The sequence below is a fragment of the Streptomyces sp. NBC_00466 genome, assembly GCF_041433995.1.
Lineage (GTDB): Bacteria > Actinomycetota > Actinomycetes > Streptomycetales > Streptomycetaceae > Streptomyces.
In genome coordinates this window covers 2,271,636-2,297,873 of record NZ_CP107896.1, presented here as the reverse complement: position 1 = coordinate 2,297,873, position 26,238 = coordinate 2,271,636, and the positions used below count along the sequence as shown (strand labels likewise).

The 26,238-nt window shown below is 70.0% G+C and carries 27 protein-coding genes; 12 read left to right on the top strand and 15 right to left on the bottom strand.

Annotation, left to right across the window (positions count from 1 at the left end; translation table 11 throughout):
- Positions 1 to 29: 29 nt before the first annotated feature.
- Together OG210_RS10035 and OG210_RS10030 are read left to right on the top strand one after the other, a co-directional pair.
- Positions 30 to 635 (top strand): DUF3017 domain-containing protein, encoded by a 606-nt coding sequence (locus OG210_RS10035; RefSeq protein WP_328330345.1) that lies wholly within the window; start codon positions 30 to 32, stop codon positions 633 to 635.
- Positions 636 to 1,229: 594 nt separating this feature from the next.
- A complete protein-coding gene (locus OG210_RS10030) occupies positions 1,230 to 2,219 on the top strand; it encodes a malate dehydrogenase (protein WP_266854112.1) in 990 nt (329 codons plus the stop codon).
- A gap of 148 nt (positions 2,220 to 2,367) precedes the next feature.
- On the opposite strand, the gene OG210_RS10025 is transcribed toward OG210_RS10030, so the two are convergent.
- Both OG210_RS10025 and OG210_RS10020 read right to left on the bottom strand, forming a co-directional pair.
- Positions 2,368 to 3,084: an isocitrate lyase/phosphoenolpyruvate mutase family protein gene (locus OG210_RS10025; protein WP_328330348.1), complete on the bottom strand. Its 717-nt coding sequence runs from the start codon at positions 3,082 to 3,084 to the stop codon at positions 2,368 to 2,370.
- A gap of 32 nt (positions 3,085 to 3,116) precedes the next feature.
- A complete protein-coding gene (locus OG210_RS10020; RefSeq protein ID WP_328330350.1) occupies positions 3,117 to 3,656 on the bottom strand; it encodes a carboxymuconolactone decarboxylase family protein in 540 nt (179 codons plus the stop codon).
- Positions 3,657 to 3,738: 82 nt separating this feature from the next.
- Between OG210_RS10020 and OG210_RS10015 the strand changes: the two genes are divergently transcribed.
- Positions 3,739 to 5,130 carry a PLP-dependent aminotransferase family protein gene (locus OG210_RS10015; protein ID WP_328330352.1) on the top strand — a complete coding sequence of 464 codons (1,392 nt, stop codon included), beginning with the start codon at positions 3,739 to 3,741 and terminating at the stop codon, positions 5,128 to 5,130.
- 160 nt (positions 5,131 to 5,290) lie between these two features.
- Here OG210_RS10015 and OG210_RS10010 read toward each other — a convergent pair whose 3' ends face one another.
- Positions 5,291 to 6,118, bottom strand: a complete 828-nt coding sequence (locus OG210_RS10010) for a hypothetical protein (RefSeq protein ID WP_328335580.1) — start codon at positions 6,116 to 6,118, stop codon at positions 5,291 to 5,293.
- Between the two features lie 152 nt (positions 6,119 to 6,270).
- Between OG210_RS10010 and OG210_RS10005 the strand changes: the two genes are divergently transcribed.
- On the top strand, positions 6,271 to 6,579 hold the full coding sequence (locus OG210_RS10005; RefSeq protein WP_328330354.1) for a hypothetical protein: 309 nt from the start codon (positions 6,271 to 6,273) through the stop codon (positions 6,577 to 6,579).
- 47 nt (positions 6,580 to 6,626) lie between these two features.
- Positions 6,627 to 7,814, top strand: coding sequence for a glutathionylspermidine synthase family protein (locus tag OG210_RS10000; protein WP_328330356.1), 1,188 nt, complete (start codon positions 6,627 to 6,629; stop codon positions 7,812 to 7,814).
- Between the two features lie 15 nt (positions 7,815 to 7,829).
- On the opposite strand, the gene rocD is transcribed toward OG210_RS10000, so the two are convergent.
- A complete protein-coding gene (rocD, locus tag OG210_RS09995) occupies positions 7,830 to 9,035 on the bottom strand; it encodes an ornithine--oxo-acid transaminase (protein WP_328330358.1) in 1,206 nt (401 codons plus the stop codon).
- 611 nt (positions 9,036 to 9,646) lie between these two features.
- A complete protein-coding gene (locus OG210_RS09990; RefSeq protein WP_328330360.1) occupies positions 9,647 to 10,288 on the bottom strand; it encodes a sigma-70 family RNA polymerase sigma factor in 642 nt (213 codons plus the stop codon).
- A gap of 244 nt (positions 10,289 to 10,532) precedes the next feature.
- Here OG210_RS09990 and trpS point away from each other — a divergent pair, with 244 nt between their 5' ends.
- Both trpS and OG210_RS09980 read left to right on the top strand, forming a co-directional pair.
- Positions 10,533 to 11,546, top strand: a complete 1,014-nt coding sequence (trpS, locus tag OG210_RS09985; protein ID WP_328330362.1) for a tryptophan--tRNA ligase — start codon at positions 10,533 to 10,535, stop codon at positions 11,544 to 11,546.
- A gap of 109 nt (positions 11,547 to 11,655) precedes the next feature.
- A complete protein-coding gene (locus tag OG210_RS09980) occupies positions 11,656 to 12,243 on the top strand; it encodes a 2'-5' RNA ligase family protein (protein ID WP_328330364.1) in 588 nt (195 codons plus the stop codon).
- A 108-nt stretch (positions 12,244 to 12,351) separates the two neighbouring features.
- Here OG210_RS09980 and OG210_RS09975 read toward each other — a convergent pair whose 3' ends face one another.
- The gene (locus tag OG210_RS09975) at positions 12,352 to 13,107 is read right to left on the bottom strand and encodes a decaprenylphospho-beta-D-erythro-pentofuranosid-2-ulose 2-reductase (protein ID WP_328330366.1); all 756 of its coding nucleotides are present in this window, start codon (positions 13,105 to 13,107) and stop codon (positions 12,352 to 12,354) included.
- A gap of 139 nt (positions 13,108 to 13,246) precedes the next feature.
- On the bottom strand, positions 13,247 to 14,593 hold the full coding sequence (locus tag OG210_RS09970) for an FAD-binding oxidoreductase (RefSeq protein ID WP_328335581.1): 1,347 nt from the start codon (positions 14,591 to 14,593) through the stop codon (positions 13,247 to 13,249).
- Between the two features lie 491 nt (positions 14,594 to 15,084).
- On the opposite strand from OG210_RS09970, the gene OG210_RS09965 reads away from it, so the two are divergent.
- The 4 genes from OG210_RS09965 to OG210_RS09950 all read left to right on the top strand — a co-directional run bounded on the left by OG210_RS09965 (position 15,085) and on the right by OG210_RS09950 (position 18,019).
- The gene (locus OG210_RS09965) at positions 15,085 to 15,573 is read left to right on the top strand and encodes a phosphatase PAP2 family protein (protein ID WP_328330368.1); all 489 of its coding nucleotides are present in this window, start codon (positions 15,085 to 15,087) and stop codon (positions 15,571 to 15,573) included.
- A complete protein-coding gene (locus OG210_RS09960) occupies positions 15,557 to 16,561 on the top strand; it encodes a decaprenyl-phosphate phosphoribosyltransferase (protein WP_328330370.1) in 1,005 nt (334 codons plus the stop codon). The genes OG210_RS09965 and OG210_RS09960 overlap by 17 nt, the downstream gene beginning before the upstream one ends.
- An 88-nt stretch (positions 16,562 to 16,649) precedes the next feature.
- On the top strand, positions 16,650 to 17,072 hold the full coding sequence (locus tag OG210_RS09955; protein ID WP_328330372.1) for a GtrA family protein: 423 nt from the start codon (positions 16,650 to 16,652) through the stop codon (positions 17,070 to 17,072).
- Complete coding sequence (locus OG210_RS09950; RefSeq protein ID WP_328330374.1) at positions 17,060 to 18,019, top strand: YihY/virulence factor BrkB family protein; 960 nt, start codon at positions 17,060 to 17,062, stop codon at positions 18,017 to 18,019. Before OG210_RS09955 ends, OG210_RS09950 begins: the two co-directional genes overlap by 13 nt.
- Here the strand turns inward: OG210_RS09950 and OG210_RS09945 are convergent.
- Positions 17,922 to 19,232: a D-alanyl-D-alanine carboxypeptidase gene (locus OG210_RS09945; RefSeq protein ID WP_328330376.1), complete on the bottom strand. Its 1,311-nt coding sequence runs from the start codon at positions 19,230 to 19,232 to the stop codon at positions 17,922 to 17,924. The genes OG210_RS09950 and OG210_RS09945 overlap by 98 nt on opposite strands.
- 50 nt (positions 19,233 to 19,282) lie before the next feature.
- Complete coding sequence (locus tag OG210_RS09940; protein WP_328330378.1) at positions 19,283 to 19,522, bottom strand: SCO4848 family membrane protein; 240 nt, start codon at positions 19,520 to 19,522, stop codon at positions 19,283 to 19,285.
- Positions 19,523 to 19,883: 361 nt separating this feature from the next.
- Between OG210_RS09940 and OG210_RS09935 the strand changes: the two genes are divergently transcribed.
- Complete coding sequence (locus tag OG210_RS09935; protein WP_328330380.1) at positions 19,884 to 21,437, top strand: ABC transporter substrate-binding protein; 1,554 nt, start codon at positions 19,884 to 19,886, stop codon at positions 21,435 to 21,437.
- Positions 21,438 to 21,486: 49 nt separating this feature from the next.
- Here OG210_RS09935 and OG210_RS09930 read toward each other — a convergent pair whose 3' ends face one another.
- From OG210_RS09930 to OG210_RS09905, 6 genes are all read right to left on the bottom strand, one after another.
- Positions 21,487 to 22,191 (bottom strand): TetR family transcriptional regulator, encoded by a 705-nt coding sequence (locus tag OG210_RS09930; RefSeq protein WP_328330382.1) that lies wholly within the window; start codon positions 22,189 to 22,191, stop codon positions 21,487 to 21,489.
- An 11-nt stretch (positions 22,192 to 22,202) separates the two neighbouring features.
- Positions 22,203 to 22,613: a DCC1-like thiol-disulfide oxidoreductase family protein gene (locus OG210_RS09925; protein ID WP_328330384.1), complete on the bottom strand. Its 411-nt coding sequence runs from the start codon at positions 22,611 to 22,613 to the stop codon at positions 22,203 to 22,205.
- A gap of 6 nt (positions 22,614 to 22,619) precedes the next feature.
- The gene (locus OG210_RS09920; RefSeq protein ID WP_328330386.1) at positions 22,620 to 23,027 is read right to left on the bottom strand and encodes a hypothetical protein; all 408 of its coding nucleotides are present in this window, start codon (positions 23,025 to 23,027) and stop codon (positions 22,620 to 22,622) included.
- Between the two features lie 174 nt (positions 23,028 to 23,201).
- A complete protein-coding gene (locus tag OG210_RS09915) occupies positions 23,202 to 23,978 on the bottom strand; it encodes a succinate dehydrogenase iron-sulfur subunit (RefSeq protein WP_328330388.1) in 777 nt (258 codons plus the stop codon).
- Complete coding sequence (gene sdhA / locus OG210_RS09910; RefSeq protein WP_327295746.1) at positions 23,978 to 25,732, bottom strand: succinate dehydrogenase flavoprotein subunit; 1,755 nt, start codon at positions 25,730 to 25,732, stop codon at positions 23,978 to 23,980. Before sdhA ends, OG210_RS09915 begins: the two co-directional genes overlap by 1 nt.
- A 26-nt stretch (positions 25,733 to 25,758) precedes the next feature.
- Entirely contained in the window at positions 25,759 to 26,235 is a 477-nt protein-coding gene (locus tag OG210_RS09905; RefSeq protein ID WP_328330390.1) for a succinate dehydrogenase hydrophobic membrane anchor subunit, read from the bottom strand.
- Positions 26,236 to 26,238: the final 3 nt, after the last annotated feature.

Genomic DNA, 26,238 nt, shown 5'->3' with positions numbered 1-26,238 from the left:
GGAAGCCGGTTGGGGCGGAAGGCACGGGCGTGGACGCGGGCGCGGCGTCGGCGTCGGCGTCGGCGTCGGAGAAGCCTGCCGGTTCCGAGTCTGCCGAGTCCAAGGGCTCTGACTCCAAGGGTTCTGAGGCCAAGGGTGCGGCGTCGGAGAAGCACGCCGGGTCCGATGAGTCCGAGGCTCCCGAAGCGGAGGACGCGCCCGAAGGGGAGGACGCCGTCAGCGCGCCGGGTCCGGACGGCGAGCCGGTCCGGACGACCCGGCGCTTTCCCTCCGTGACGCGGGACACCGCGCGGCCCGAGGGCGGCGGCCGGGCGGCTCCCGGTGGCGCGCCCGCGCCTGCCAGGCAGTGGCCGCTGCTCACGGTGCTCGTCACGATCGGCGTCGGACTGCTGCTCGTCGCCTTCGACGTGACACGCGTGGGGCTGCTGCTGGTCGGGGTCGCTCTGCTCGGCGGCGCCGTGATGCGCTGGTGTGTGCGGTCCGTCGGGATGCTCGCGGTGCGCTCGCGCTTCACGGACATGCTGACGTACGGCGTGCTGGGCTTCCTGATCACACTGCTCGCGCTCATGGTGCAGCCCAAACCGTGGCTGCCGGTGCCGTTCCTCGAAGGGCTGATGCGGTTCACCGTGCGGTGACACGGAACTGCGGTGTGACGGTGGGCCGTTGACCGTCCGTACGGTGCGTACGGCGGGAGGAAGACCGGCGGACGGGCCCAGGAAGGCCACCGGAAAATAAAAAAGAAATCGGGGGAGTGGCCCGCGATTCCCGGGGCAGGCGATGGCTATCCCCCCACGGGTGCTTGCACCCGGCGGTGGCCGCCCGCGTCTCCCCCCCCCTCTGACGCGGGCGGCCACCGCCGCTGCAGGTCTGCAGGCCCCCGTTCCGTGGGTCCGCAGATGCGCCGGTGCAGATCCCGGATCCCCAGGCCCCCGGATCTCCAGGCTCTCGGATTGGGCCCCGGATCCCCGAGGCCCCGGATCCGCCGGTGCGGGGACGCCGCGCTGTTCCGCCCGTGAAGCGGTCCGCAGGGTCAACGCGCGCTCCTGTACGGGGTGTACGAGACCGGTGTGCGGCGTGCCACACGGGGGTGGGGGTTGGCCGCGTGCGGGGTCGGATAGCCTGACGTCGGAAGTCTCTTCACATCAAGATTCAGTTCGTGGTGTGAGCCCCCGAGATTTCCCGCACCAGGGGCAGGGACCCCCACCGCCAGCTGTCTTACGGAGAACGCCATGACCCGCACTCCTGTGAATGTCACCGTCACCGGCGCGGCCGGCCAGATCGGCTACGCGCTGCTCTTCCGCATCGCCTCGGGCCACCTGCTCGGCTCGGACGTGCCGGTCAAGCTGCGTCTCCTGGAGATCCCGCAGGGGCTGAAGGCCGCCGAGGGCACCGCGATGGAGCTCGACGACTGCGCCTTCCCGCTGCTTCAGGGCATCGAGATCACGGACGACCCGAACGTCGCCTTCGCCGGCGCCAACGTCGCGCTCCTGGTCGGCGCCCGCCCGCGTACCAAGGGCATGGAGCGCGGTGACCTGCTCGCGGCCAACGGCGGCATCTTCGGCCCGCAGGGCAAGGCCATCAACGACAACGCCGCGGACGACATCAAGGTCCTGGTCGTCGGCAACCCGGCCAACACCAACGCGCTCATCGCGCAGGCCTCGGCCCCGGACGTACCGGCCGACCGCTTCACCGCGATGACCCGCCTCGACCACAACCGTGCGATCTCGCAGCTCTCGCAGAAGACCGGCGTTCCGGTCTCCGAGATCCGCCGTCTCACGATCTGGGGCAACCACTCCGCCACGCAGTACCCGGACATCTTCCACGCCGAGGTCGCGGGCAAGAACGCCGCCGAGACCGTCAACGACGAGAAGTGGCTGGCCGACACCTTCATCCCGACCGTCGCCAAGCGCGGCGCGGCGATCATCGAGGCGCGTGGCGCGTCCTCGGCCGCCTCGGCCGCGAACGCCGCCATCGACCACGTCCACACCTGGGTCAACGGCACGGCGGACGGCGACTGGACCTCGATGGGTATCCCGTCGGACGGCTCCTACGGTGTCCCCGAGGGCCTCATCTCGTCCTTCCCGGTCACCACGAAGGGCGGCAAGTACGAGATCGTCCAGGGCCTGGAGATCAACGACTTCTCGCGCGCCCGTATCGACGCGTCGGTGAAGGAGCTCTCCGAGGAGCGCGACGCGGTCCGCGAGCTCGGCCTGATCTGAGCCGGACGCCCGTTCGTCCGCTCTGCAGCTCGTAGGAACGCCCCCGGTGACCATGTGGTCGCCGGGGGCGTTCTGTGTCGTCGGGGCCGGTGGCCTGTGCGCCTGTGCGCCGAGCCAGTCGGCCCGTCGCCCGTCGCCCGTCGGCCCGTCAGCTCTTCAGGGCGTTCGCGTCCTGGCGCAGCCGTTCCATCGACTGCCGGTGCAGGCCGGGGCCGAACGTGATGCGGGTGGCGCCCAGTTCGCCCAGTTCCCGGGGCGACGGACCGTCCGGCCGGAAGAGTGCGTTGAGCGGCGCCCCGATCCCGGACACCAGGCCGGACAGCTGGTCCGGCGGCGCCATGATCGGGTAGACGCAGTCGGCGCCGGCCGCCATGTAGCGGAGGCCGCGGTCGACGGTCTGCGCCGGATCGCGTACGCCCCGGATGTACGTATCGACGCGGGCGTTGATGAACAGGCCGGCTCCCGCCGCCGCGCGGAACGCCGCGAGCCGGTCCGCGTTCTCCTGCGGGTCGTTGAGGACTCCGCCGGAGGAATCCTCCAGGTTGCAGCCGACGGCGCCGGATTCGAGCAGCCGCCCGGCGAGTTCGTCCGGCGGCAGACCGTACCCCGCCTCGATGTCCGCCGAAACGGCCACTCCGAAGCCCTCGACCGCCCGGACGATCCGGCCGATCGCGGCGAACATCTCGTCGGCCGGCACCGCCCCGTCCGCGTAGCCGAGTGCGGCCGCCACCCCGGCGCTCGGGGTGGCGAGCGCCGGGAACCCGGCTTCCGCGAAGACGCGGGCGCTGGCCGCGTCCCACGGGCCGGGGAGCACCAGCGGATCGCCGGGGGACCGGCCCAGGTGGAGGCTGCGGAAGTCCGTCATGGCGGGGCCTTTCAGTGGCGGCGGTGGCCGGGTCAGTGGCGGTGGGCGACCGAGCCCGGTGTATAGTGGCCCGGCACCATGCGGGTGGAGACGGCGAAGCGGTTCCAGGAGTTGATCACGGTGATCGCCGCGATCAGATGGGCCAGCTCGGTCTCGTCGAAGTGCTCGGCGGCGTGCGCGTAGACCTCGTCCGGTACGAATCCGTCGGTGAGCACCGTGATGGCCTCGGTCAGCTCGATCGCCGCGATCTCCTTCGCGGTGTAGAAGTGCTTCGACTCCTCCCAGCCGCTCAGCTGCACGATCCGCTCGACCGTCTCGCCCGCCGCGAGAGCGTCCTTGGTGTGCATGTCCAGGCAGAAGGCGCAGTGGTTGATCTGGGAGGCCCGGATCTTCACCAGTTCGAGCAGTGTCGGATCGATGCCGCGCCGGGCCGCCGCATCCAGGTTGACCATGGCCTTGTAGACCTCGGGGGCGAGCTTCGCCACGTTGAGGCGGGGGGTGTGCTCGGGGAGGTACTCGGGCGCCGAGTCCGAGGCGCTCGTGCTGTTCGTCGGGGCTGCGGTGTCCGTCATGTCTTTTCTGCCTTTCCTGTCCTTGTTCGTGGTGTGAGTACGACGCTACGTGGGACATGGCGCAGGGGTATGGTCCATTTCCGTGACGGATTCCTGGGCCACTTTCGGCGTAGACCTGCATCTGGAACTCGCCGGGCCCGGACTGCGGGTCGGCCTCACGGATGCGCTGCGCCGAGCGGTCCGCACGGGGCGGCTGGCGCCGGGGACCCGGCTGCCCTCCTCGCGTGCGCTCGCCGTCGATCTGGGTGTGGCCCGCAACACGGTTGCCGACGCCTACGCCGAACTGGTGGCCGAGGGCTGGCTGACCGCCCGGCAGGGGTCGGGGACCCGCGTGGCCCCGCGGACCGTACCGCGCGGGGAGCCGAAGCCGGCCGCTGTCCGGCGGCAGCGGCGGAGCGTGCCCACGTACAGCCTCCGGCCGGGTCTGCCCGACCTCGCGTCGTTCCCGCGCACGGAGTGGCTCAGGGCGTCGCGGAGGGCGCTGACCGCCGCGCCCCACGAAGCGTTCGGCTACGGCGACCCGCGCGGCGGCTCCGAGCTGCGGACCGTGCTGGCCGACTATCTGGCGCGGGCGCGCGGTGTCCACGCCGACCCGGACCGCATCGTGGTCTGCGCCGGGTTCGCCCACGCGATGATGCTGATGGGGAAGGTGCTGCGGGGGAGGCGGGTACGGGACGTGGCCGTCGAGTCGTACGGGCTCGACCTGCACTGGAACCTGCTCGTCGACGCCGGTCTGCGCACGAAGGCCCTGCCGCTGGACGAGTTCGGCTCACGCACGTACGAGCTGGGGCGGGAGGGCGCGGTGCTGATGACACCGGCGCACCAGTTCCCGATGGGCGTCCCGCTCCACCCGGACCGGCGCACGGCTGCCGTCGACTGGGCCAGAACCACGGGCGGGGTGATTCTGGAGGACGACTACGACGGGGAGTTCCGCTACGACCGGCAACCCGTCGGGGCGCTGCAGGGACTGGATCCCGAGCGGGTCGTCTACTGCGGAACGGCCAGCAAGTCCATCGCTCCCGGGCTGCGGCTCGGCTGGCTGGTGCTCCCCGGTCCGATGGTGGCGGAGGTGGTGCGGGCGAAGGGCAACTCCGACTGGATGTCCAGCTCGCTGGAGCAGCTGACGCTGGCCGAGTTCATCGCCTCCGGTGCGTACGACCGGCATGTCCGCTCGATGCGGCTGCGCTACCGGCGGCGGCGCGACCAGCTGGTGGCGGCCCTGGCCGAACGGGCGCCCGGCATCAGGGTGTCCGGGATCGCGGCCGGGCTGCACGCCGTACTGGAACTCCCCCCGGGTACCGAGCAGTCGGTCGTCCAGGCGGCGGCCTGGCAGGGCCTCGCGCTCGACGGCGGTTCCCAGTTCCGGCACGCGGATGTGCGGGACGGGCGCGACATGCTGGTCGTCGGGTACGGAACGCCGTCGGACAGCGCGTGGGCGGGGACGCTGGAGGCGTTGTGCCGGGTGCTGCCGTAGGGGCGCGCGCCGGCGCGACGGCGTGCCGGCGAATCGGGCTGGGGGCTGGAGCGGTAGGGCTCGGGCTGCGGGGCGCGGGTTTGCAGGGCTGGGCTTTGCAGGATTGAGCTGTGCAGGGCTTGGCTTTGCAGGGCTGGACTGGGCTTTGCAGGGCTTCGGCTCAGACCTCGGCCGGGGCCGATGTGGCCGGGGCCTCCCCGAACCGTGCCAGTGCGAGTGCTCCCGCGACGGCCACCACGAAGCCGGCCACCGCCAGCGGGGCAAGCCCCTCCCTCGTACGGTCGCCGAGCCAGACCACGCCGACCAGTGCGGGGCCGATCGTCTCGCCGATGACCATGCCCGCCGTGGCCGTGGTCACCGAACCGCGCTGCAGCGCCGAGGTGAGCAGCAGGAAGGCCGAACCGCCTCCGACGAGCAGCGCGTACAGCGCCGGGTTGGTGAAGTCGACGGAGTCGATGAGGCGCACCGAGACTTCGACCACCCCGAAGCCCACTCCGGAACCGAGACCGAGCACCAGGGCCCGCGCCCTGCCCTTGAGGCGGCCGGCCACCGTGCCGACCAGGAGGACCGCGACCGCGACCCCGAGCATCGACCAGCGCAGCGCCGACGATCCGGCCGTGTGGCCCTCGGCCCCGGAGGCGAGGCCGAGCATCCCGAGGCCCGCGCAGACGACGGCCACCGCACCCCATTCGGTGCCGGAGAGCCGGACGCCGAGGATGCGGGACGCGACCACGGCTGTCACCGCGAGACTCGCGGCGAGCGCGGCGCCGACCGCGTAGATGGGGAGCGTGCGCAGGGCGATGATCTGGAGTACGAAACCGATCCCGTCGAGGCCGAGCCCCGCGATGTAGCGCCACTGGCGCGCGGCGCGCAGGAGCAGCGCGGCGTCCACACCCGAGCCGGTTCCCGGTGCGGAGGCGCGGGCCGCGGCAGCCTGGAGCACGGAGGCCGTGCCGAAGCAGACCGCTGAACCGAGAGCGCAAATCATTCCAAGGAGCACGGAAGGACTCTAGTTGGGCAGGGAAGGGCCCAGCACCGGCCTCCCGTAGGCACGACATCTAGTCTGTACACCGACAGGCGTCACCGGAGGGCCTGCCTGTACCAAGAGCCAAGAGCCTGGAATTCGGGGGAGGTCAGCGCATGCGCAAGATGGGGTCGGGTGCTGTGGTGCTCGGGGGGATGGGGATGCTGGCGGCGACACTCACCGCCTGCGGCTCCGATGTGGACAAGCGGTGCGTCGATCCGCAGACGCACAAGCAGTTGCCGAAGTACGAGTGCACCACCACCAACGGCCGCGGCACGTACTACTACGGCGGCTCGTCCAAGCACGGCAAGATCTCGGGCGGCAGCTTCAGCAAGCCCTCGGTGCACCGCGGCGGCTTCGGCGGCGGGTCCCACTCCGGCGGCGGATACCACTCCAGCGGTGGATCCCACTCCAGCGGAGGCTGAGCCGGGTACGCACCTGAACTGCGGAACGTACGGGAACAGGCGACATCATGCAGCGGCACACCACAGAACCGCGCCCCGGCTGGCAGCAGATCGTCGAGGAGCAGGGTCTGATCTATCCACTGACCCGCTATCCCGACGACTCCCTGCGTCCGTACTGGGACGAGAGCGCGTACTACTCGTTCTCTCTTTCCGAGGTCGAGGCGCTGGAGGAGGTGGTCGAAGAGCTGCACGCGATGTGTCTGACCGCGGCCGCCCACATCGTCGACCACGACCGCTTCGCCGAGCTGGGCATCACCGATCCCCGGCTGGCCCGGCTTGTCGGCGAATCCTGGCGCCGGCGGGATGAACTGCCGTCCGTCTACGCACGGTTCGACCTCCGGTACGACGGCAGCGGTCCGGCGAAAATGCTGGAGTACAACGCCGACACCCCTACCTCGCTGGTGGAGGCCGCCAGCGCCCAGTGGTTCTGGATGGAGGACCGCTTCCCGGGCGCCGACCAGTGGAACTCCCTGCACGAACGGCTGGTCGCCGCCTGGAAACGGCAGGCACCGCTACTGCCGACGGGGCCCCTGCACTTCGTGCACTCCGAAGCCGATGAACTCGGCGAGGATCTGATGACGGCCGCCTATCTGCGCGAAACCGCCCAGCAGGCCGGGATCGACACCGAGGCCCTCTCGGTGGAACGGATCGGCTGGGACCCGCTGTCCGGTCGGTTCGTCGACGAGCGGATGCGCTTCATCCGCAGCTGTTTCAAGCTCTACCCGTGGGAGTGGCTGACGACGGACGGCTTCGGTCCCCACGTCCTGGACACGCTCGACAACGGCGGTTCCACCGGCTCCACCTGCTGGATAGAGCCCGCCTGGAAGATGCTCCTCTCCAATAAGGCACTGCTCGCCGTGGTGTGGGAGCTGTACCCCGGGCATCCGAATCTGCTGCCCGCCTACCTGGACGGACCGCGCGAACTCGCCCTGTCGAAGGGGTACGTCTCCAAGCCCCTGCTCGGCCGCGAGGGGGCCGGGGTCCTGCTCCACGAGCCGAGCGCGGGCGCCGTCGGCGTTCGGGCCGATGAGGCTTGCTGCTACCAGGAGTTGGCCCCGCTGCCCGACTTCGACGGCAACCGGGTGGTGCTCGGCGCGTGGGTCGTCGAGGACGAAGCGGCGGGACTCGGTATCCGGGAGTCGGCGGGGCCGGTGACGGACGAGTACGCCCGCTTCCTGCCCCACGTCATCCTGTAGTCCAGGGCCGCCGCCTCAGATGTTCAGCACGCTCCGGAGCTGGGTGAGCCCCCAGTCCAGGTCCTCCTTACTGATCACCAGCGGTGGGGCGATCCGGATGGTCGATCCATGGGTGTCCTTCACCAGCACCCCGAGATCCATCAGCCTCTCCGAGATCTCCCGGCCGGTACCGAGCGCCGGGGCGATGTCCACTCCGGCCCACAGCCCGCGCCCCCGTACGGCCTCCACCGCGCCGCTCCCCACCAGCAGCCCCAGTTCACGGTGGAGGTGATCACCCAACTCGGCTGCCCGTTGCTGGAACTCGCCGGTCCGCAGCATCGCGATGACCTCCAGGGCGACGGCGCACGCCAGCGGGTTCCCGCCGAAGGTGGATCCGTGCTCGCCGGGCCGGAAGACACCCAGCACCTCCGCCGACGAGACGACCGCCGACACCGGCACCACCCCGCCGCCGAGCGCCTTGCCCAGGATGTACATGTCCGGCACGACCCCCTCGTGCTCACAGGCGAAGGTCTTCCCGGTCCTGCCGAGCCCGGACTGGATCTCGTCGGCGATGAACAGCACGTTCCTGGCGCGCGTCAGTTCCCGTACGCCCGGCAGATAGCCGGCCGGTGGCACCAGTACCCCGGCCTCACCCTGGATGGGTTCGAGCAGCACGGCCACGGTGTTGGCGTCGACAGCTGCTTCCAGGGCGGCGAGATCCCCGTACGGCACGATCTCGAAGCCGGGGGTGTACGGGCCGTAGTCCGCTCTGGCCTCGGCGTCCGTCGAGAAGCTGACGATCGTGGTCGTCCGGCCGTGGAAGTTGTTCTCGGCGACGACGATCTTCGCCTGTCCGTCCGGTACACCCTTGACCTTGTATCCCCACTTGCGGGCCGTCTTCACCGCGGTCTCGACCGCCTCGGCACCGGTGTTCATCGGCAGCACCATCTCCATGCCGCACAGCTCGGCGAGCCGAGTGGAGAAGTCGGCGAACCGGTCGTGGTGGAAGGCCCGCGAAGTGAGCGTGACCCGCTCCAGCTGGGCCTTGGCCGCGTCGATCAACCGGCGGTTCCCATGGCCGAAGTTGAGCGCCGAGTAACCGGCGAGCATGTCGAGGTAGCGGCGCCCCTCGACATCGGTCATCCAGGCGCCGTCCGCGGACGCGACTACTACGGGCAGCGGGTGGTAGTTGTGCGCGCTGTGCGCTTCGGCGGAGGAGATCGATGTTTCCGTAACTGACACGGGTTCTCCGTTCTGAGGGCGTACGGCTTTTACGGCGTACGGGCCATACGGGCGCGGGTCCTACGGTGTTCGGGTCATCGTGTGCTCCTTCCTATCGTCGGCCACGGCGGGCAGGAAGAAACCTTGTGGACCGGCGTGCCGGGTGGGTATGCGGTGCCGGGGCGTACCGCACGTCGATCCCGTCGGTGTCCGCCCCGCCGGGCCCCCCGAACCAGTCGAGCCGGCTGAGCGCCCAGGCGCGGGCCCGTTCGAACCGGCCCGGCTCCGGAGGCCGTGCCGGGTCCTTGGCGGGAGCCGGTACTCCCTCGGCCACGATCCGCGCCAGCACCCGCTCGGCCATCGACTGCCCCGACTCCGACCACGCGTCCGGCTCCGACCATGGCTCCGGCCCCGACTTCGGCTCCGATGTCGGCCCCGGCTCCGATGTCGACCCCGACCCCGATGTCGACCGTGGCTTCGGTGCCGACCCGGGCAGTCCGCCCGGTCCGGTTGACCCACCCCGCCCTCCGCTCCCGCCCCGGCCGTCGAGCGCGCGGCCCAGGGCCCGCAGTTCTGCCGGGAGCCGTGGATCCGGATCACGCCGTCCGTACTCGCCCCGGCCGCACTCGTCCTTACCGTGCATGTCTTGCGTCACCCCTCACGCTGCTCGTGTTCCTCGCGTTCCTCGTGCTTCCGGCCTTGTCCCCCGCGTCCCCCTCGTCCGGCTCCGGCGTATGGCTGCCGTCCGGCGGCGGAAGCAGTTTGCTCAGCTTCTTCAAGGCGCGGTTCAGCCGTGACTTCACCGTGCCGCGCGGCCAGCCCAGCGCCTCCGCTGTCTCCGCCTCGTCCATCTCCAGCAGATAGCGGTACGTCACAGCCAGCCGCTGTTCGGTACTCAGCCGGTCCAGCGCCTCCAGCAGCAGCGCCCTGCGTTCCTGCAGCAGCGCGGCCACCGCAGGATCCGCCGACTCCGGTATCAGCGGCTCCGCCTCCGCCAGCGCGGCCTCACGTCCCGCCGCGGACCGCTGCCGGACCGCGGAGCGCAGTGTGTTCCGCGTCTCGTTCATGACGATCCGCAGTAGCCAGGGGCGGAACGACGCGCCCGGCTTGAAGTGGTCCAGCGCCCGGTAGGCCTTGAAGAAGGCCGACTGCACCACGTCCTCCGCGTCCGCACCGGCCCCGAACGCAGCCGCCGCGCGCAGTGCGATTCCTGTGTACGCACGCACCAGCACGGCGTACGCCTGGGTGTCTCCCGCACGCACACGCGCAATCACTCCGGCCTCGCCCGCCGCGGTGTCCGTGACCGCGCCTGTGGCTATGGCCGGAGTTCTGGCTGTGCCTGTGCCTGTGGCCGTGCCAGCGCCCGTGCCTCTGCCCGCGCCAGCGCCCGTGCCTCTGCCCGTTGTGTCTCTGTCTGTGGCCCCGTCGGCAACCGCGACGTGGCTCCCCTCCCGCGTTCTCACATCTTTCATACACCGCGCGACTGAGATCGGTTCCGCACCTGAGAGAATGCTGTACATGGCCTCAGACCGTCCCCGGGTGCTCTCCGGGATCCAGCCCACGTCAGGCTCGTTCCACCTCGGCAACTACCTCGGCGCCGTGCGCCAGTGGGTAGCCCTGCAGGAGTCGCACGACGCGTACTACATGGTCGTCGACCTGCACGCGATCACCGTCCCGCAGGACCCCGCCGAGTTGCGGGCCAACACCCGGCTCGCGGTCGCCCAGCTCCTCGCCTCCGGCCTCGACCCCGAGCGCTGCACGCTCTTCGTGCAGAGCCATGTGCCCGAGCACGCCCAGCTCGCCTGGGTCATGAACTGCCTGGCCGGGTTCGGCGAGGCCAGCCGGATGACCCAGTTCAAGGACAAGTCGGCCAGGCAGGGCGCCGACCGTGCGACCGTCGGCCTCTTCACGTACCCGATCCTCCAGGTCGCCGACATCCTGCTCTACCAGGCCAACCAGGTCCCCGTCGGTGAGGACCAGCGCCAGCACGTCGAGCTGACCCGCGACCTCGCCGACCGGTTCAACAGCCGGTTCGGTGCGACGTTCACGGTTCCGGAGCCGTACATCCTCAAGGAGACGGCGAAGATCTACGACCTCCAGGACCCCTCGGCCAAGATGAGCAAGTCGGCGGCCTCGCCCAAGGGCCTGATCAGCCTGCTCGACGAGCCGAAGGTCTCGGTGAAGAAGGTCAAGAGCGCGGTGACCGACACCGACACGGTGATCCGCTACGACCCGGTGGCGAAGCCCGGTGTGTCGAACCTGCTGACCATCAACTCGACGCTCACCGGCACCAGCATCGCCGACCTGGAACAGCAGTACGAGGGCAAGATGTACGGCGCCCTCAAGACCGACCTCGCCGAGATCGTCGCCGACTTCGTGACACCGTTCAGGACCCGCACCCAGGAGTATCTGGACGACCCGGAGACGCTGGACTCCCTCCTCGCCAAGGGCGCGGAGAAGGCCCGCACGGTCGCCGCCGAGACCCTGGCCCAGGCGTACGAGCGGATGGGGTTCCTGCCGGCCAAGCACTGATCCGGAGTCTGTGACCTTGGACTCTGGCCAGGCGGACGGGGGGCCGCCACACTGCTCGCATAATGGTCGGGCAGGCATCCGGAAGCATCCGACAGCGGAGGAGAACGACGTGGGGACCGTAACGCTCGGCGTTTCGATCGCGGTCCCGGAGCCGTACGGCAGCCTGCTCCAGGAGCAGCGCGCGGGCTTCGGGGACTCTGCCGCGCACGGCATCCCGACCCACGTCACCCTCGTCCCGCCCACGGAGGCCGACTCCGCGTCGCTGCCCGCGATCGAGGCCCATCTCGCCTCGGTCGCGGCAGCGAACCGGGCCTTCCCGATGCGGCTGTTCGGGACCGGAACGTTCCGGCCCCTCTCGCCTGTGGTCTTCGTCCAGGTGGTGACGGGCGGTTCGGCCTGTTCCTGGCTCCAGCAGCAGATCAGGGACCCTTCGGGGCCGCTGGTGCGCGAGCTCCAGTTCCCGTACCACCCGCATGTGACGATCGCGCACGCCATCTCCGACGAGGAGATGGACCGGGCGTACGAGGCGCTCGCCACCTTCGAGGCGACGTGGACCTGCGGCTCCTTCGCGCTGTACGAGCAGGGGTCGGACGGCGTGTGGCGGAAGCTGCGCGAGTACGCGTTCGGCGGCGGGGGCGGCGTCGTCCCCGGACCGAGCGTCTCCCGCGAAGCACCCACGGCGCCGTCCCTGCCCTAGCTTGTCCCTGCCCTGGCCGTCCCTGCCTCAGGGTCTGCCTGGCCGTCCCTGCCCTAGGGCCTGCCTGGCCGTTCCCGCCCTGGAGCCACCCGGCGGCCCTCGTCCGGATCAGACCGGGAGCCGCCTGAACAGCGGCCGCGGGACATGCCGCAGAGCCGACATCACCACCCGCAGGGTGCCCGGCACCCAGACGGTCTCCGACCGGCGGCGCAGGCCCGTCTCGATGGCCAGTGCCACCGCCTCCGGCGTGGTGGCCAGGGGAGCTTCCTCCAGCCCCGCCGTCATCTTCGAGCGTACGAAGCCGGGGCGCACCACCATCACATGGACGCCGGTCCCGTGCAGCGCGTCGCCGAGTCCCTGGGCGAAGGCGTCGAGGCCCGCCTTGCTCGACCCGTAGATGAAGTTGGCCCTGCGGGCGCGCTCGCCCGCCACCGACGAGAGCACCACCAGCGAACCGTGGCCCTGCCCCTGGAGCGCCTTGGCACAGATCAGGCCGGCGGAGACCGCCCCGGTGTAGTTGGTCTGCGCGACCCGGACCGCCGACAGCGGGGCGCTCTCGTCGCGGGCCTGATCGCCCAGCAGGCCGAAGGCCAGCAGCACCATGTCGATGTCGCCCTCTGCGAACACCTTGCCCAGCGTCTCCTCGTGGGAGTCCGGGTCCAGGGCGTCGAAGGCGGCCGTACGGACTTCCGCGCCCAGTGTGCGGACGTGGGCGGCGGCCGCGTCGAGCGCGGGGGAGGGGCGTCCGGCCAGCCAGACCGTCCTGGTGCGGCGGGTCACCAGCCGGCGGGCCGTCGCGAGGGCGATCTCGGACGTACCTCCGAGGATCAGCAGGGACTGGGGGGCACCGAAAGCGTCTTTCATGGCTGCTTCCTCGGGGTCGGAGATGCGGTCGGAGATGGGGGGTGGAGAAGGGGGGTGGAGATGGGAGTGGAGACCGGGATGGGGACGGGGCGGGGGTTGGGAAGCGGGGGCCGGGCGCCTCGCGGCCGGGTGCGTCCCGTCAGAGGCCGAGGCGGCGGGAGAGGTCCGACGTGAAGACCGCGCCCGGGTCCAGTTCGGCGCGCAGTGCCCGGAAGTCGGCAAGCCGGGGGTACATCGCGGCCAGCAGATCCGGGCGCAGCCGGGAGTCCTTCGCCAGGTAGACACGGCCGCCCGCCTCCGCCACCTCCTCGTCCAGAGTGTCGAGGAACGCCCCGAGCCCGCCGAGGTTCGCCGGGATGTCCAGGGCGAGCGTCCACCCCGGCACCGGGAACGAGAGCCAGCCGGGGTCCGCTTCGCCGAAGCGCTTCAGCACCGCCAGGAACGAGGGGCAGCCGCGCCGGGAGATGCGCCGGACGATCCGGCGCAGGGTCTCCTCCTGCCCGTACCCGACGGCGAACTGGTACTGGACGAAGCCGCCGCGCCCGTAGATCCGGTTCCAGTGCGGGACCCCGTCGAGCGGGTGGAAGAAGGTGGCGAGCCGCTGGATCTGCCCGGTCCGCAGCTGTGGCGCCCTGCGGTACCAGAGTTCGTTGAAGAGCGAGACGGAGGTGCGGCCCAGCAGCCCCTCCGGGATGAAGGAGGGGGGCGCGGGGAGTGTGGCGGGGCGGAAGGCCAGCGGTGCGCGCCGCAGGCGTGCGGGGAGCGCGTCCAGCGGCGCGTGGTCGCCGCGGGTCAGGACCGAGCGCCCGGTGGCCGCGCCCCGTGCCAGCAGGTCGATCCAGGCCACCGAGTAGCGGTAGCGGTGGTCGGTGGCCGTGAGACGGGCCATCAGGTCGTCGAGGTCCTTGGCCCGCTCGGTGTCCACCGACATCAAGGACGTCCGCACCGGCAGGAGCTGGACCGTCGCGCTGAGGATGGCGCCGGTCAGCCCCATCCCGCCGGCCGTCGCGTCGAAGAGCGCGGTGCCCGGGACGGTCGTGTGCACCGTGCCGTCCGCCGTCAGCAGCTCCAGCGAACGCACATGGCGGGAGAAGGAGCCCGACACATGGTGGTTCTTGCCGTGGATGTCGGCGCCGATCGCGCCGCCCACCGTGACGTACCTGGTCCCCGGGGTCACCGGCACGAACCAGCCCAGCGGCAGCAGCACCTCCATCAGCCGGTGCAGGCTCACCCCCGCGTCGCAGACCACGACCCCGGCGTCCGAGTCGATGGAGCGGATCCGGTCGAGGCCGGTCATGTCGAGCACCGCGCCGCCCGCGTTCTGCGCGGCATCGCCGTACGCCCGGCCGAGGCCGCGGGGGATCGAGCCGCGCGCCCCGCATCCGAGCACCGCTGCCGCCGCCTCCTCGTACGTACGCGGGCGGACCAGCAGCGACGTCGTCGGTGCGGTGCGGCCCCAGCCCGTCACCGAGCCCACGGAACTCATGGCACGCAGGGAGCGCACCGGACTCGTGGAACGCACCGGAATCACGGGGCCCGCCGTGCTCGCGGGCGTGGTGCCGCGCACTGACGCGGTGGTTTCGGCAGACATGGAGTAGACCGTATCGCCCGAATACGCGGGGAAATGGGTGATTGAGGGAGTGTCAACCAGTATGGCCGTGATTATCGGGCAATGTCATATAAGAGCCTTCCCGCCGTGGTGAGGGCCGTGCACACAGAGCAGCGGAGAGGAGTGAGGGAGTGCGGTCCATCAAAGCAGTGCGGTCCATACGAACAGTGCGGTCCATACAGACAGTGCGGTCCGTCGAGACAGCGCGGTCCGTCGAGACAGTGACGTCCATGGACACGGTGCCGTCCATAGACACGGTGCCGTCCATAGACACAGTGCCGTGCAGAGAAACGGTGCAGTCCACAGGCACAGTGCCGTCCACAGAAACGTTGCGGTCCATAGCGACCGATCGCCGCCTTCTGTCGGCGATGCGCGACTTCGGTACGGATCGACGGGTGGGCGGCGCCGCGCGCGTCCTCTCCTTCAGCGGTGAACACGGTGCGCTCTGGCTCGCCGCCGGGATCACCGGCGCGGTCGCCGACCGCGAGCGGCGCGCCGCCTGGCTGCGGGCCACCGCGCTGGTCGGCACGGCCCATCTCGCGAGCATGGGCATCAAACGGGTGGTGCGCCGCCCCCGCCCCCGGCTCGCCGCCCGGCTGCCGCTCGTACGCACCGCGGGCCGGTACTCCTTCCCCAGCTCGCACGCCTCTTCAGCGGCGGCCGCCGCCGTCGCCTTCGGCGCGCTGCGCCCGGCGGGCCGCGGTCTCGTCACGCCGCTCGCCGCCGCGATGTGTGTGTCCCGGCTGGTCGTAGGCGTCCACTACCCGACCGATGTCGCCGCAGGCGCCCTGCTCGGCGGGGTCACCGCCGGACTCGGTGCGAAATGGATGCGAGGCGCTCATGTCCGATCTCTCTGACGTCTCCCGGGTCACCCAGCTCCCTCCCCTGCCCGAGCGCGGCGCCGCCGCCCAGGTGCCGCCGAGACCTCCGCCGCCCACTGCTGTTCCCGGCGACGGGCACGGGGCGCTCGCGCTGCCGCTGGGACTGCTCAGGACCGCCCGCCCCCGTCAGTGGGTCAAGAACGTCCTTGTCGCCGCGGCGCCCGCCGCCGCCGGTGAACCGCTCTCCCGGGGCGCGGTCGCCCAACTGGGGCTCATATTCGTGCTGTTCACGGCTGCGGCATCCTCCGTGTACCTGGTCAACGACGCCCGGGACGCCGAGGCCGACCGGGCCCACCCGGTCAAGTGCCGGCGCCCGGTGGCGGCGGGGCAGGTGCCCGTACCCGTCGCGTACGCCGCGGGAGCGGCGCTCGCCGTGACGACCACCGCCGCCGCTGTCGTGTTCTGCAACGACATGACAGCCGCGCTGCTCTCCGCGTACATCGCCATGCAACTCGCCTACTGCGTCAGCCTGAAGCATGTCCTGGTCGTCGACCTGACCGTGGTCACCACGGGATTCCTGATGCGCGCGATGATCGGCGGGGTGGCGCTCGGTATCCCGCTCTCGCGCTGGTTCCTGATCACCGCCGGGTTCGGCGCGCTCTTCATGGTCGGCGCCAAGCGCTACTCCGAGGCCGTCCAGATGGAGGGCGACGGACGGACCCGTGCGCTGCTCTCCCAGTACACCACCGGATATCTGCGCTTCGTCTGGCAGTTGGCGGCCGGTGTCGCCGTGCTCGCCTACTGCCTCTGGGCCATGGAGAGCAGCGGCCCGCCCGGCGCGGGTCTGCTGCCCTGGCGGCAGCTGTCGATGGTCCCGTTCATCCTGTCCATCCTCCGGTACGCGGTCTTCGCCGACCGCGGCACCGCGGGCGCGCCCGAGGACGTCATCCTGGGCGACCGCGCGCTCGCTGTGATCGGCGTCGTCTGGATCGCCATGTACGGCCTCGCGGTCGCCCAGCTGTGAGGGCGGGGGCGGGGGAGGGCGAAGAGCGACAAGTGACGGGTGATGAGTGAGAGGCGATGGGTGAGAGGCGATACGGGAGGGCCGGGCCGTGACCATCAGCCGCCGTGAGATCGCGGGCTTCGCGCTCGCCGGGAGCTGCGCGTACGCCGTCGACCTCGGCCTCTTCGTCTGGCTGCGGGGTGTCGCAGGCTGGGGCCCGATCACCGCCAAGTCGGTCTCCTTCCTGGCCGGCTGCACGGTCGCGTACCTCGGCAACGCCTTCGGCACGTACCGGGGGCGGCGGGTCGGCTGGCGCGGGTACACCGTCTTCTTCGGGGTGAACGTCGCGGGCGCGGCCGTCCAGTTGCTCTGCCTGGCCGTGTCGCACTACGGCTTCGGGCTGACGTCCCCGCGCGCGGACACCGTCTCCGGAGCGGTCGTCGGCATGGCGCTCGCCACCTGCCTGCGCTTCTGGGGGACACGGAGGCTGGTATTCCGCTCCGAGGGTAGGCGTACGCCATGGACTGGCTGACGAAGCTCCCCGTTATCGGCCCCTGGGTGGCCCGGCTGATGCGTACGCATGCCTGGCGCGCGTACGAGACCCTCGTCCGGGTGCACTGGAGCAGGCTCGCGGCCGCGATCACCTTTGTCAGTTTTCTGGCACTCTTCCCGCTGATCACCGTCGCCGCCGCGATCGGCGCCGCCCTGCTCAGCCCGTCCCGACTGCACGCCTTGCAGGACTCGCTCACCCGCCAGGTGCCCGGCATCTCGGATCAGCTGGACCTCAACACGCTGGTGCAGAACGCGGGCACGGTCGGCGTCGTCGCCGGAGCGCTGCTGCTCTTCACCGGTATCGGCTGGGTCGGCTCGATGCGGGACTGCCTGCGCGCGGTGTGGGAACTCGACAACGCGGACCAGGGCAACGCCATCGTGCGCAAGCTCAAGGACGGCGTGATTCTGTTCGGGACGGGCGGTGCCGTGCTCGTCTCGTCCGGCGCGTCGACCATCGGTTCGAGCGCGGCCAACTGGGCGGCCGGGCACCTCGGCATCGCGCACACCGGCTGGGGCAGCGCGCTCCTCCAGGGCGTGGCGTTCGCGCTGGCCGTCCTCGCCGACTTCCTGGTGCTCCTGTACGTACTGACCCTGCTGCCCGGCGTCGAGCCTCCCCGCCGCAGGCTGATCACCGCGGGGCTGATCGGCGCCCTCGGCTTCGAACTGCTCAAGCTGCTGCTCAGCGGCTATATGCGGGGCGTCGCGTCGAGGAGCATGTACGGCGCCTTCGGCGTGCCTGTCGCCCTGCTGCTGTGGATCAGCTTCACCGTGAAGATGCTCCTCTACTGCGCCGCCTGGACCGCGACGGGGCACCCGGACGAGGAAGAGATCAGCGACGTGGAGAACGTCGTACCAGACCCGGCAGCGGCCAGCGCCGGTGGACCAGGAACACCCCGGCCGCCAACAGGAGCAACGCCCCTGCGCTGATCGCCAGAGCGGTGCCGATCCCGGTGGAGCCGCCCTTCTGTGCTGCGGCCGGCCGCGAGGACGCCTTGCCGTTCCCCGTGGCGCCGCCCTTGCCGTCCTGCTTGGCTCCGCCGCCCTTCGCCGTTCCGCCGGACCCGGCCGCCGCGGAAGTGGCGGGGGCGACCAGTTCGCCGACCGGCGTGACCTTGCCCTCCGACGCGAAGCCCCAGTCGAGCAGCCGCGCCGCCTCCTTGTAGACCGCGTGGCTCTCGGTCGAGCTGGGCTTCATGACGGTGACGAGGAGCACATGGCCGTTGCGCTCGGCGACCGCGGTGTAGGTGGCGCCGGCGTGTGTGGTGTTGCCGTTCTTCACACCCGCGATGCCCTTGTACTGGGTGACGCCGTCGGCGCCGGTCAGCAGGCGGTTGGTGTTCTGGATCCCGAAGGTCTCGCGCTTCTTGCCCTTCTTCTTCATGCCGGGGAACTGCGCGGTCGCCGTCGAGCAGTAGGTGCGGAAGTCCTTCTTCTGCAGGCCGCTGCGGGCGAACAGCGTCAGGTCGTACGCGCTGGAGACCTGGCCCGGGGCGTCGTACCCGTCCGGCGACACCACGTGCGTGTCGAGCGCCTGGAGGTTGTCGGCGTGCGCCTGCATGTCGCGGACGGTCTTCGGCACGCCCCTGTTCATCGCGGCCAGCACGTGCACCGCGTCGTTCCCGGAGCGCAGGAAGACCCCGAGCCACAGGTCGTGGACGGTGTAGGTGAGGTTCTCCTTGATGCCGACCAGGCTGCTGCCCTCGCCCATGCCCGCGAGGTCGGACGGCAGCACCTTGTGGGTCTCGGTCGCCGGGAACCTCGGCAGGAGCGTGTCCGCGAGCAGCATCTTGAGCGTGGAGGCCGGGGCCAGCCTCCGGTGCGCGTCGTGCGAGGCGAGTACAGCGCCGGACTCGGCGTCGGCGACGATCCAGGACTCTCCGGAGAGGTCCTTCGGCAACACTGGTGCACCGGGGCCGAGTTGCACCTGGGTGCCGGTCCGCCCGAGCCGCGCACCGCCGATCTGTGACCGTGCGGACTTCGAAGGGCCGGCGGGCTTGGAACTCTTCGATGTCTCGGTGGGGGACGGCTTCTGGCCCGTCGCGGTCGCGGCCGACGCGGGTACGGCGCAGAGGGCGGGCAGCAACGCGGCGGCTATGACTGTCAGTACGGTCTTTTTCGCGGTCTTATCAACGGCAGGCACGGTGGTGAAAGTACAGGCAGCCCACGGTGGACCGACAGTGCGGGGGTGGCCTAGGCGGCGCGGCGGTGGGCGCGGATGCCCCGGAGGCCGATCGCGCCGATGACCGTGCCCAGGATGAACGAGACGATGGCCAGCGTCAGGTGGATCCACAGGTAGGCCGTGGGCTTGCCACCGTCGAACGCGAGCCCGCTCGCATCCTTGAAGAGGTTCTTCGCGAAGGTCGCCCAGACCACCCACGACCACACGCCGAACGCTGCGAGGAACCAGGAGGCGGTGCGGTTGAGTTTCATGGGGTCGTCCTTCGAAGCCGGTGGGGGGCGTTCCTGCCAGTATGTGACCCCGGCCCGCGCGGCCTGCCGAGGGGGTACGCCCTACGGCACGGAGCCCCTTCCGAAGCCCTTCCGAAACCCTCCCGCAGCCCTCTCCGCGCCCCTCTCCGGAGCGTGGACCTGCAGGTCGGAGGCGTGTGACGGCCCCTGGTGGGGTTCCTGGTGAGGCCCCTTATGAAGGTTGCCTAACAACTTGGCCCACGTGAAGATTTTCTCTTCCAGTTGTGAATTTCGTGTGATTGGGTTGGCGCCGACCCGGGTCTGACGGGCCTGACGTGCGCCGGTCCGCGCGTCCACGGGGTGGGTTGAGGAGAACAGCACAATGCGTTCGATCCGCATACGGATTCTGGTCATATGCGTCGTTCTGGTGTGTGCCGGTACCGGCGCCTGGCAGCTGCTGTCCGGCGACGGCGGCAAGAAGAAGCCGATCGTCATCGGAACCACCGACGTCGTCTCGTCGCTGGACCCGGCCCAGGCGTACGACGCCGGTTCCTGGGCCCTCTACAGCCCGCTCTACCAGTCGCTGATGACGTTCAACGTCGGTTCCTCCACCCCGGTCCCGGACGCGGCGAGCAGCTGTGAGTTCACCGACGGCGCCCTGCGTACCTTCAGCTGCACCATGCGTGACGACCTGACGTTCTCGAACGGCCACAAGGTCACGGCGGAAGACGCGGCGTTCTCGTTCAACCGTGTCCTGCGCATGAAGGGGAACGGCCCCGCGCCGCTGTACCCCACGCTCAAGAACGTCGACGCGTCGGGCAACAAGGTCGTCTTCCACCTCAAGTCCCGCGACGCCACCTTCGCCTCGAAGATCGCGACGGGCGGCGGCGCCATCGTCGACCACACCGCGTACCCGGCGGACAAGGGGCGCAAGGGCAGTACGGTCGTGGGCTCCGGGCCGTACGTGCTGAAGTCCTACAAGAGCGGCGTCAGCGCGCTCCTGGAGCCGAACCCGAAGTACAAGGGCGTCATCAAGAAGACCGGCGTACCGATCGAGATCCGCTACTTCAAGCAGCCCGCCCAGCTCGACGCCGCCTGGCAGCACAAGGACATCGACGTCGCGCACCGGGTGATGACCCCCGCGACGCTGGCGAAGCTCTCGCCCAGTGACCCGGACGCGCATGTCACCGAGGCGACCGGCAGCGAGGTCCGCAACCTGGTCTTCAACGTCCGCAAGGGCTCGGCGCTCGCGGATGCCAGGGTGCGGCGGGCAGCGGCCGACCTGGTCGACCGCGCGCAGCTGTCCGAGAAGGTCTACAGCGGCACGGTCGAACCGCTCTACTCGCTGATCCCGCAGGGGTTCACCGGCCACACCACCGCGTTCTTCGACGCCTACCCGAAGGTCGATGTGGCCGCGGCCAGGCAGCTGCTCCAGCAGACCGGTGTGCAGACCCCGGTGACCTTCACGTACGCGTACTCCAGCACGAACGTCACCGACGACGAGGCCCGGACGCTGAAGACGCAGCTGGAGAAGGGCGGCCTGTTCAAGGTGACGCTCAAGGGGATGACGGACTGGACGAAGTTCCAGGACGACTACCGGCTCGGCAAGTTCGACGCGTACGCCGTCGGCTGGATCGCGGACTACCCGGACGCCGACAACTACGCGCAGCCGCTGGTCGGTACCGGCAACAGCCTCTTCAACGGCTACAGCAGCAAGGACGTCGACCGGCTGATCGGCCGCACCCAGCAGTACACCGACCGGGGCAGGACCGCCGACGACTTCAAGGCGCTGCAGGACGATGTCGCACAGGACGTGCCGCTGGTCCCGCTCTGGCAGCGCAAGGACTACGTGCTGACCAGCGACGACGTGTCGGGCGGGCAGTACCTGTCCGACGGGACAGGCGTCTGGCGGATCTGGGAACTCGGCTGGCTGTAGCGGTCGGCCCGCAGGTTCCGTTGGTTCCGGCGGTCCGCCGGCCCGCAGGTCAGGACCGTTTGCGGGCCGTCGCCGTTTCGGCCATGCCCGGCAGGAAGTCCGTGAACAGCTCGTGCACTTCGTGGACCAGCGGGCGCAGCGCCTTGAAGCGGGCCAGCGCGATGCCTCTGGTGGTGAGCCGCGCTCCGCGCCCGGCGAGCCGCCTGCTGCGCTCCCGCTCGGGTGACCGGTCGAAGACCCAGTACAGGACCAGTCCCATCTGGGACAGCCACATCAACTCCGGTAGTACGTCGGCCAGTTCGCCGGGGATCTTCGCCTTGGCGCCCGCCAGCACCTCGCGGTGGATCGAGATGGCCGTCTCACGGGCGGCCTCCGACTCCGCCGAGAAGGGGCTGAGCGGGCTCTCGGGATCGGCCGCGTTCTTGAAGAACTGAGCGGCGAACTCGTGGTAGGGCGCCGCGACATCGAGCCAGGCCGTCAGGACCCCCGAGAGCCGCTTCTCCAGATCGGTCTCGTGGTCGAGCACATCGCGCACCGCCGCCCGGTGCTCCGCGCCGATGCGGTCGTAGAACCCCTGGATCAGGTGTTCCTTGCCGGCGAAGTAGTAGTACGCGTTCCCGACGGAGACGCCCGCCTCCCGGGCGATGACCCGCATCGTCGTCTTGTCGTAACCGCGCTCCTGGAAGAGCCGGAGCGCGGTTTCGAGGATGAGCGTCCGGGTCTGCTCGCTCTTGGGAGGCTTCGCATCAGTCACGGTGCCCGAGCCTAACCGGGGACCGCGCACCGCTCGTCGCAGGGCGGCGCTGTGACGTCGCGGTACTTGGCCGCCGTGAGCATCGCGACCCTGACGAAGGGCGCGCCAGCCGGGGTGGCCAGCCAGTGGGCCTTGGGCCGGTGGGCGGCGAGCGCCCACAGGCAGACGATCCAGGCGGCGGGTCCCCGGTAGATCTGGCCCCGGTCGCCGATCACGGTGATCTCCTCCAGGGTGCTCCTGTGGTCGAGCCCGGGGAATCGCTCCACGGCCGCGGCGGACGCGGCCGGCACCAGGTCGAGCGGTACGAGCTGACGCTGTCCGCGCAGCCAGTGCCGCAGATGGACGCAGAGCGGGCACTGGGCGTCGTACAACACGGTCAGCCTCTTGACGGCGGTGACGGCAGGGGCGGCGGTGTCGCTCATCGCGGTTCAGGCCCCGGCAGTCGGCGCGACCCAGCCCTGCGGCGGTACCGGCGGAGTCTGCTCGCGCTCCATGATGCCCCGCCGGCGGAACTTGTTGAGTGCGTAGACGTTGCCGAGGTGCATCGCGCCGAGGACGAGCAGGACGACGCCGAGCTTCGTCGACAGCGCCTCGAAGATCCCCCTGGCGTCGGCGACGGTGCTGCCGTCCTGGAGGTACAGGGCCACGAAGCCCAGATTGATCAGGTAGAACCCCACCACCAGCAGGTGGTTGACGGCCTCGGCGAGCTTCTCGTTCCCCTTGAGCACATCGGCGAGGAAGACCCGCCCGTGATGGCTGAGCGTCCGGGCCACCCAGACGGTCAACGCGACGCTGATGACCAGGTAGATGACGTACGCGACAACTGTGAGGTCCATGCCCCACCCTCCTTTGAACGCGTTCAAAAGCTGATGTCATGGACTGTAGACCTTCTTTTGAACATGTTCAACGCCAGGGGGTCGAGAGCGCCCGGAGAAAGCCCGAGGGCCCCGCCGCCCGGAAACCGGGAGAACGGGGCCCTCGTGAAGTGGCCTGGAAGGTGGCCGGAAAGGTCAGAAGCGGCGGGTGATGAGTGCGCGCTTCACTTCCTGGATCGCCTTCGTGACCTCGATACCGCGCGGGCAGGCGTCCGTGCAGTTGAACGTCGTGCGGCAACGCCACACGCCGTCCTTGTCGTTGAGGATCTCCAGGCGCTGCTCGCCGCCCTCGTCACGCGAGTCGAAGATGAAGCGGTGCGCGTTGACGATCGCGGCCGGGCCGAAGTACTGGCCGTCGTTCCAGAACACCGGGCAGGACGACGTGCACGCGGCGCAGAGGATGCACTTCGTGGTGTCGTCGAACCGCTCGCGGTCCTCGGCGGACTGCAGACGCTCGCGCGTCGGCTCGTTGCCGCTGGTGATGAGGAAGGGCATCACGTCGCGGTACGCCTGGAAGAACGGGTCCATGTCGACCACGAGGTCCTTGAGGACCGTGAGGCCCTTTATGGCCTCGATCAGGATCGGCTTCTCGGGGTTGATGTCCTTGATCAGCGTCTTGCAGGCGAGCCTGTTCTTGCCGTTGATCCGCATCGCGTCCGAACCGCAGACCCCGTGCGCGCACGAGCGGCGGAAGGTCAGCGTGCCGTCGAGCTCCCACTTGATCTTGTGGAGGGCGTCGAGCACACGCTCCTTCGGGTCGATCTCGACCGCGAAGTCCTCCCACTGCGCCTCGTCCGAGATCTCCGGGTTGAACCGGCGGATCCGGAAGGTGGCCGTGATGAACGGGGTGTCGGCGAAGCCGGCCTCCGGCTTGCCGGCCGCTTCGGCCTTGTCCATGGTCGGGGTAGCCATCAGTACTTACGCTCCATCGGCTGGTAGCGGGTCTGGACGACCGGCTTGTAGTCGAGCCGGATCGACTCGGAGCCGTCGTCGCCCACCTCGCGGTACGCCATGGTGTGGCGCATGAAGTTGACGTCGTCGCGGTTCGGGAAGTCCTCGCGGTAGTGACCGCCGCGGGACTCCTTGCGCGCCAGGGCGGACGTCGCCATGACCTCGGCGAGGTCCAGCAGGTTGCCCAGCTCGATCGCTTCGAGGAGGTCGGTGTTGAACCGGCGGCCCTTGTCCTGGACCGACACGTTCAGATAGCGCTCGCGCAGCTCGGCGATCTTCTCGACGGCCGTCTTGATCGTCTGCTCGGTGCGGAACACCATCACGTTGGCGTCCATGCACTCCTGGAGCTCCGTGCGCAGCACGGAGACCCGCTCGGTGCCGGTGGCGTCGCGCAGCCGCTCCACCTGGGCCTCGACCTGTGCTGCCGGGTTCTCGGGAAGCTCGGCGAAGCCGTGCTTCGCCGCGTACTCGGCGGCTGCGATGCCCGACCTGCGCCCGAAGACGTTGATGTCGAGCAGCGAGTTGGTGCCCAGGCGGTTGGCGCCGTGCACCGAGACGCAGGCGACCTCGCCGGCCGCGTACAGGCCGGGCACGACCGTGGTGTTGTCCGCGAGGACCTCACCCTGGACGTTGGTCGGGATGCCGCCCATGGCGTAGTGCGCGGTGGGCTGGATCGGGATCGGGTCCGTGTACGGCTCGATGCCCAGGTACGTACGCGCGAACTCCGTGATGTCCGGGAGCTTGGCGTCCAGCTGCTCCGGCGGGAGGTGCGTCAGGTCGAGGTACACGTGGTCACCGGCGGGTCCGCAGCCGCGGCCCTCCCGGATCTCCGTGTAGATGGAGCGGGAGACGACGTCACGGGACGCGAGGTCCTTCATGACCGGCGCGTACTTCTCCATGAAGCGCTCGCCGTCCTTGTTGCGGAGGATGCCGCCCTCACCACGGGCGCCCTCCGTCAGCAGGATGCCCATGCGCCAGATGCCCGTCGGGTGGAACTGGAAGAACTCCATGTCCTCCAGGGGCAGACCGCGGCGGTAGCAGGCGGCCTGGCCGTCACCGGTCAGGGTGTGCGCGTTCGAGGTGACCTTGAAGAACTTGCCAGTGCCGCCGGACGCGTAGATCACGGACTTCGACTGGAAGACGTGGATCTCGCCGGTCGCCAGCTCGTAGGCCACGACGCCCGCGGAGGTCTTGACGCCGTCCACCTCGACCAGCAGCTGGTCCAGGACGTAGAACTCGTTGAAGAACTCCACACCCTCCTTGACGCAGTTCTGGTAGAGGGTCTGGAGGATCATGTGGCCGGTGCGGTCCGCGGCGTAGCACGCGCGGCGGACCGGGGCCTCACCGTGGTTGCGCGAGTGACCGCCGAAGCGGCGCTGGTCGATCTCCCCGGCGGGCGTCCGGTTGAACGGCAGGCCCATCTTCTCCAGGTCGAGGACCGCGTCGATGGCCTCCTTCGCCAGGATCTCGGCGGCGTCCTGGTCGACCAGGTAGTCGCCGCCCTTGATCGTGTCGAAGGTGTGCCACTCCCAGTTGTCCTCCTCGACATTGGCGAGGGCCGCGGCCATGCCGCCCTGGGCGGCACCGGTGTGGGAGCGGGTCGGGTAGAGCTTCGTCAGCACGGCGGTGCGGCTGCGCTTCGTCGACTCGATGGCCGCGCGCATGCCGGCTCCGCCGGCGCCGACGATGACGGTGTCGTACTTATGGATCTTCATGATGAAAGCGCCTCGGTCCCGGGCTTCTAGGAGATGTTCGGGTCGAAGGTGAAGATCACCAGCGTGCCCAGCAGGATGGTGAACACCGTGGCGGTGTACAGCAGGCCCTTGAGCCACAGGCGCGTGCCGACGCGCTCCGCGTAGTCATTGATGACGGTACGGAGGCCGTTGGCGCCGTGAAGCATCGCCAGCCAGAGCATGGTGAGGTCCCAGCCCTGCCAGAACGGAGAGGCCCAGCGGCCCGCCACGAAGGCGAAGCCGATCTTGGTCACACCGCCGTCGAGCACCAGCTGGATCAGCAGGTGACCGAGGACCAGGACGACCAGGACGATCCCGGAGAGGCGCATGAACAGCCAGGCGTACATCTCGAAGTTGCCGCGTGTGGTCTTCGGCGTCTTCTTGGTGCGCTGGCGCGGGGCCTCGATGAGCGGCGCGGGGTGGTCGGCGTCGAAGAGAGAGACACCCTCGACGGGGCCGACAGCGGCGGAGGTCTCAGCAGACATTCA

Bases quoted from the DNA above. Each gene is read 5' to 3' on its own strand.
- OG210_RS10010 (WP_328335580.1), bottom strand. From the start codon at position 6,118: ATGATTTGCGCTCTCGGTTCAGCGGTCTGCTTCGGCACGGCCTCCGTG.
- OG210_RS10005 (WP_328330354.1), top strand. From the start codon at position 6,271: ATGCGCAAGATGGGGTCGGGTGCTGTGGTGCTCGGGGGGATGGGGATG.
- OG210_RS09975 (WP_328330366.1), bottom strand. From the start codon at position 13,107: ATGAAAGACGCTTTCGGTGCCCCCCAGTCCCTGCTGATCCTCGGAGGT.
- OG210_RS10020 (WP_328330350.1), bottom strand. From the start codon at position 3,656: ATGACGGACACCGCAGCCCCGACGAACAGCACGAGCGCCTCGGACTCG.
- OG210_RS09935 (WP_328330380.1), top strand. From the start codon at position 19,884: ATGCGTTCGATCCGCATACGGATTCTGGTCATATGCGTCGTTCTGGTG.
- OG210_RS10000 (WP_328330356.1), top strand. From the start codon at position 6,627: ATGCAGCGGCACACCACAGAACCGCGCCCCGGCTGGCAGCAGATCGTC.
- OG210_RS09970 (WP_328335581.1), bottom strand. From the start codon at position 14,593: ATGAGTTCCGTGGGCTCGGTGACGGGCTGGGGCCGCACCGCACCGACG.
- OG210_RS10025 (WP_328330348.1), bottom strand. From the start codon at position 3,084: ATGACGGACTTCCGCAGCCTCCACCTGGGCCGGTCCCCCGGCGATCCG.
- OG210_RS09915 (WP_328330388.1), bottom strand. From the start codon at position 23,978: ATGGCTACCCCGACCATGGACAAGGCCGAAGCGGCCGGCAAGCCGGAG.
- trpS (WP_328330362.1), top strand. From the start codon at position 10,533: ATGGCCTCAGACCGTCCCCGGGTGCTCTCCGGGATCCAGCCCACGTCA.
- OG210_RS09960 (WP_328330370.1), top strand. From the start codon at position 15,557: ATGTCCGATCTCTCTGACGTCTCCCGGGTCACCCAGCTCCCTCCCCTG.
- OG210_RS09950 (WP_328330374.1), top strand. From the start codon at position 17,060: ATGGACTGGCTGACGAAGCTCCCCGTTATCGGCCCCTGGGTGGCCCGG.
- OG210_RS09920 (WP_328330386.1), bottom strand. From the start codon at position 23,027: ATGGACCTCACAGTTGTCGCGTACGTCATCTACCTGGTCATCAGCGTC.
- OG210_RS10030 (WP_266854112.1), top strand. From the start codon at position 1,230: ATGACCCGCACTCCTGTGAATGTCACCGTCACCGGCGCGGCCGGCCAG.
- OG210_RS09925 (WP_328330384.1), bottom strand. From the start codon at position 22,613: ATGAGCGACACCGCCGCCCCTGCCGTCACCGCCGTCAAGAGGCTGACC.
- sdhA (WP_327295746.1), bottom strand. From the start codon at position 25,732: ATGAAGATCCATAAGTACGACACCGTCATCGTCGGCGCCGGCGGAGCC.
- OG210_RS09905 (WP_328330390.1), bottom strand. From the start codon at position 26,235: ATGTCTGCTGAGACCTCCGCCGCTGTCGGCCCCGTCGAGGGTGTCTCT.
- OG210_RS09940 (WP_328330378.1), bottom strand. From the start codon at position 19,522: ATGAAACTCAACCGCACCGCCTCCTGGTTCCTCGCAGCGTTCGGCGTG.
- OG210_RS09965 (WP_328330368.1), top strand. From the start codon at position 15,085: ATGCGCGACTTCGGTACGGATCGACGGGTGGGCGGCGCCGCGCGCGTC.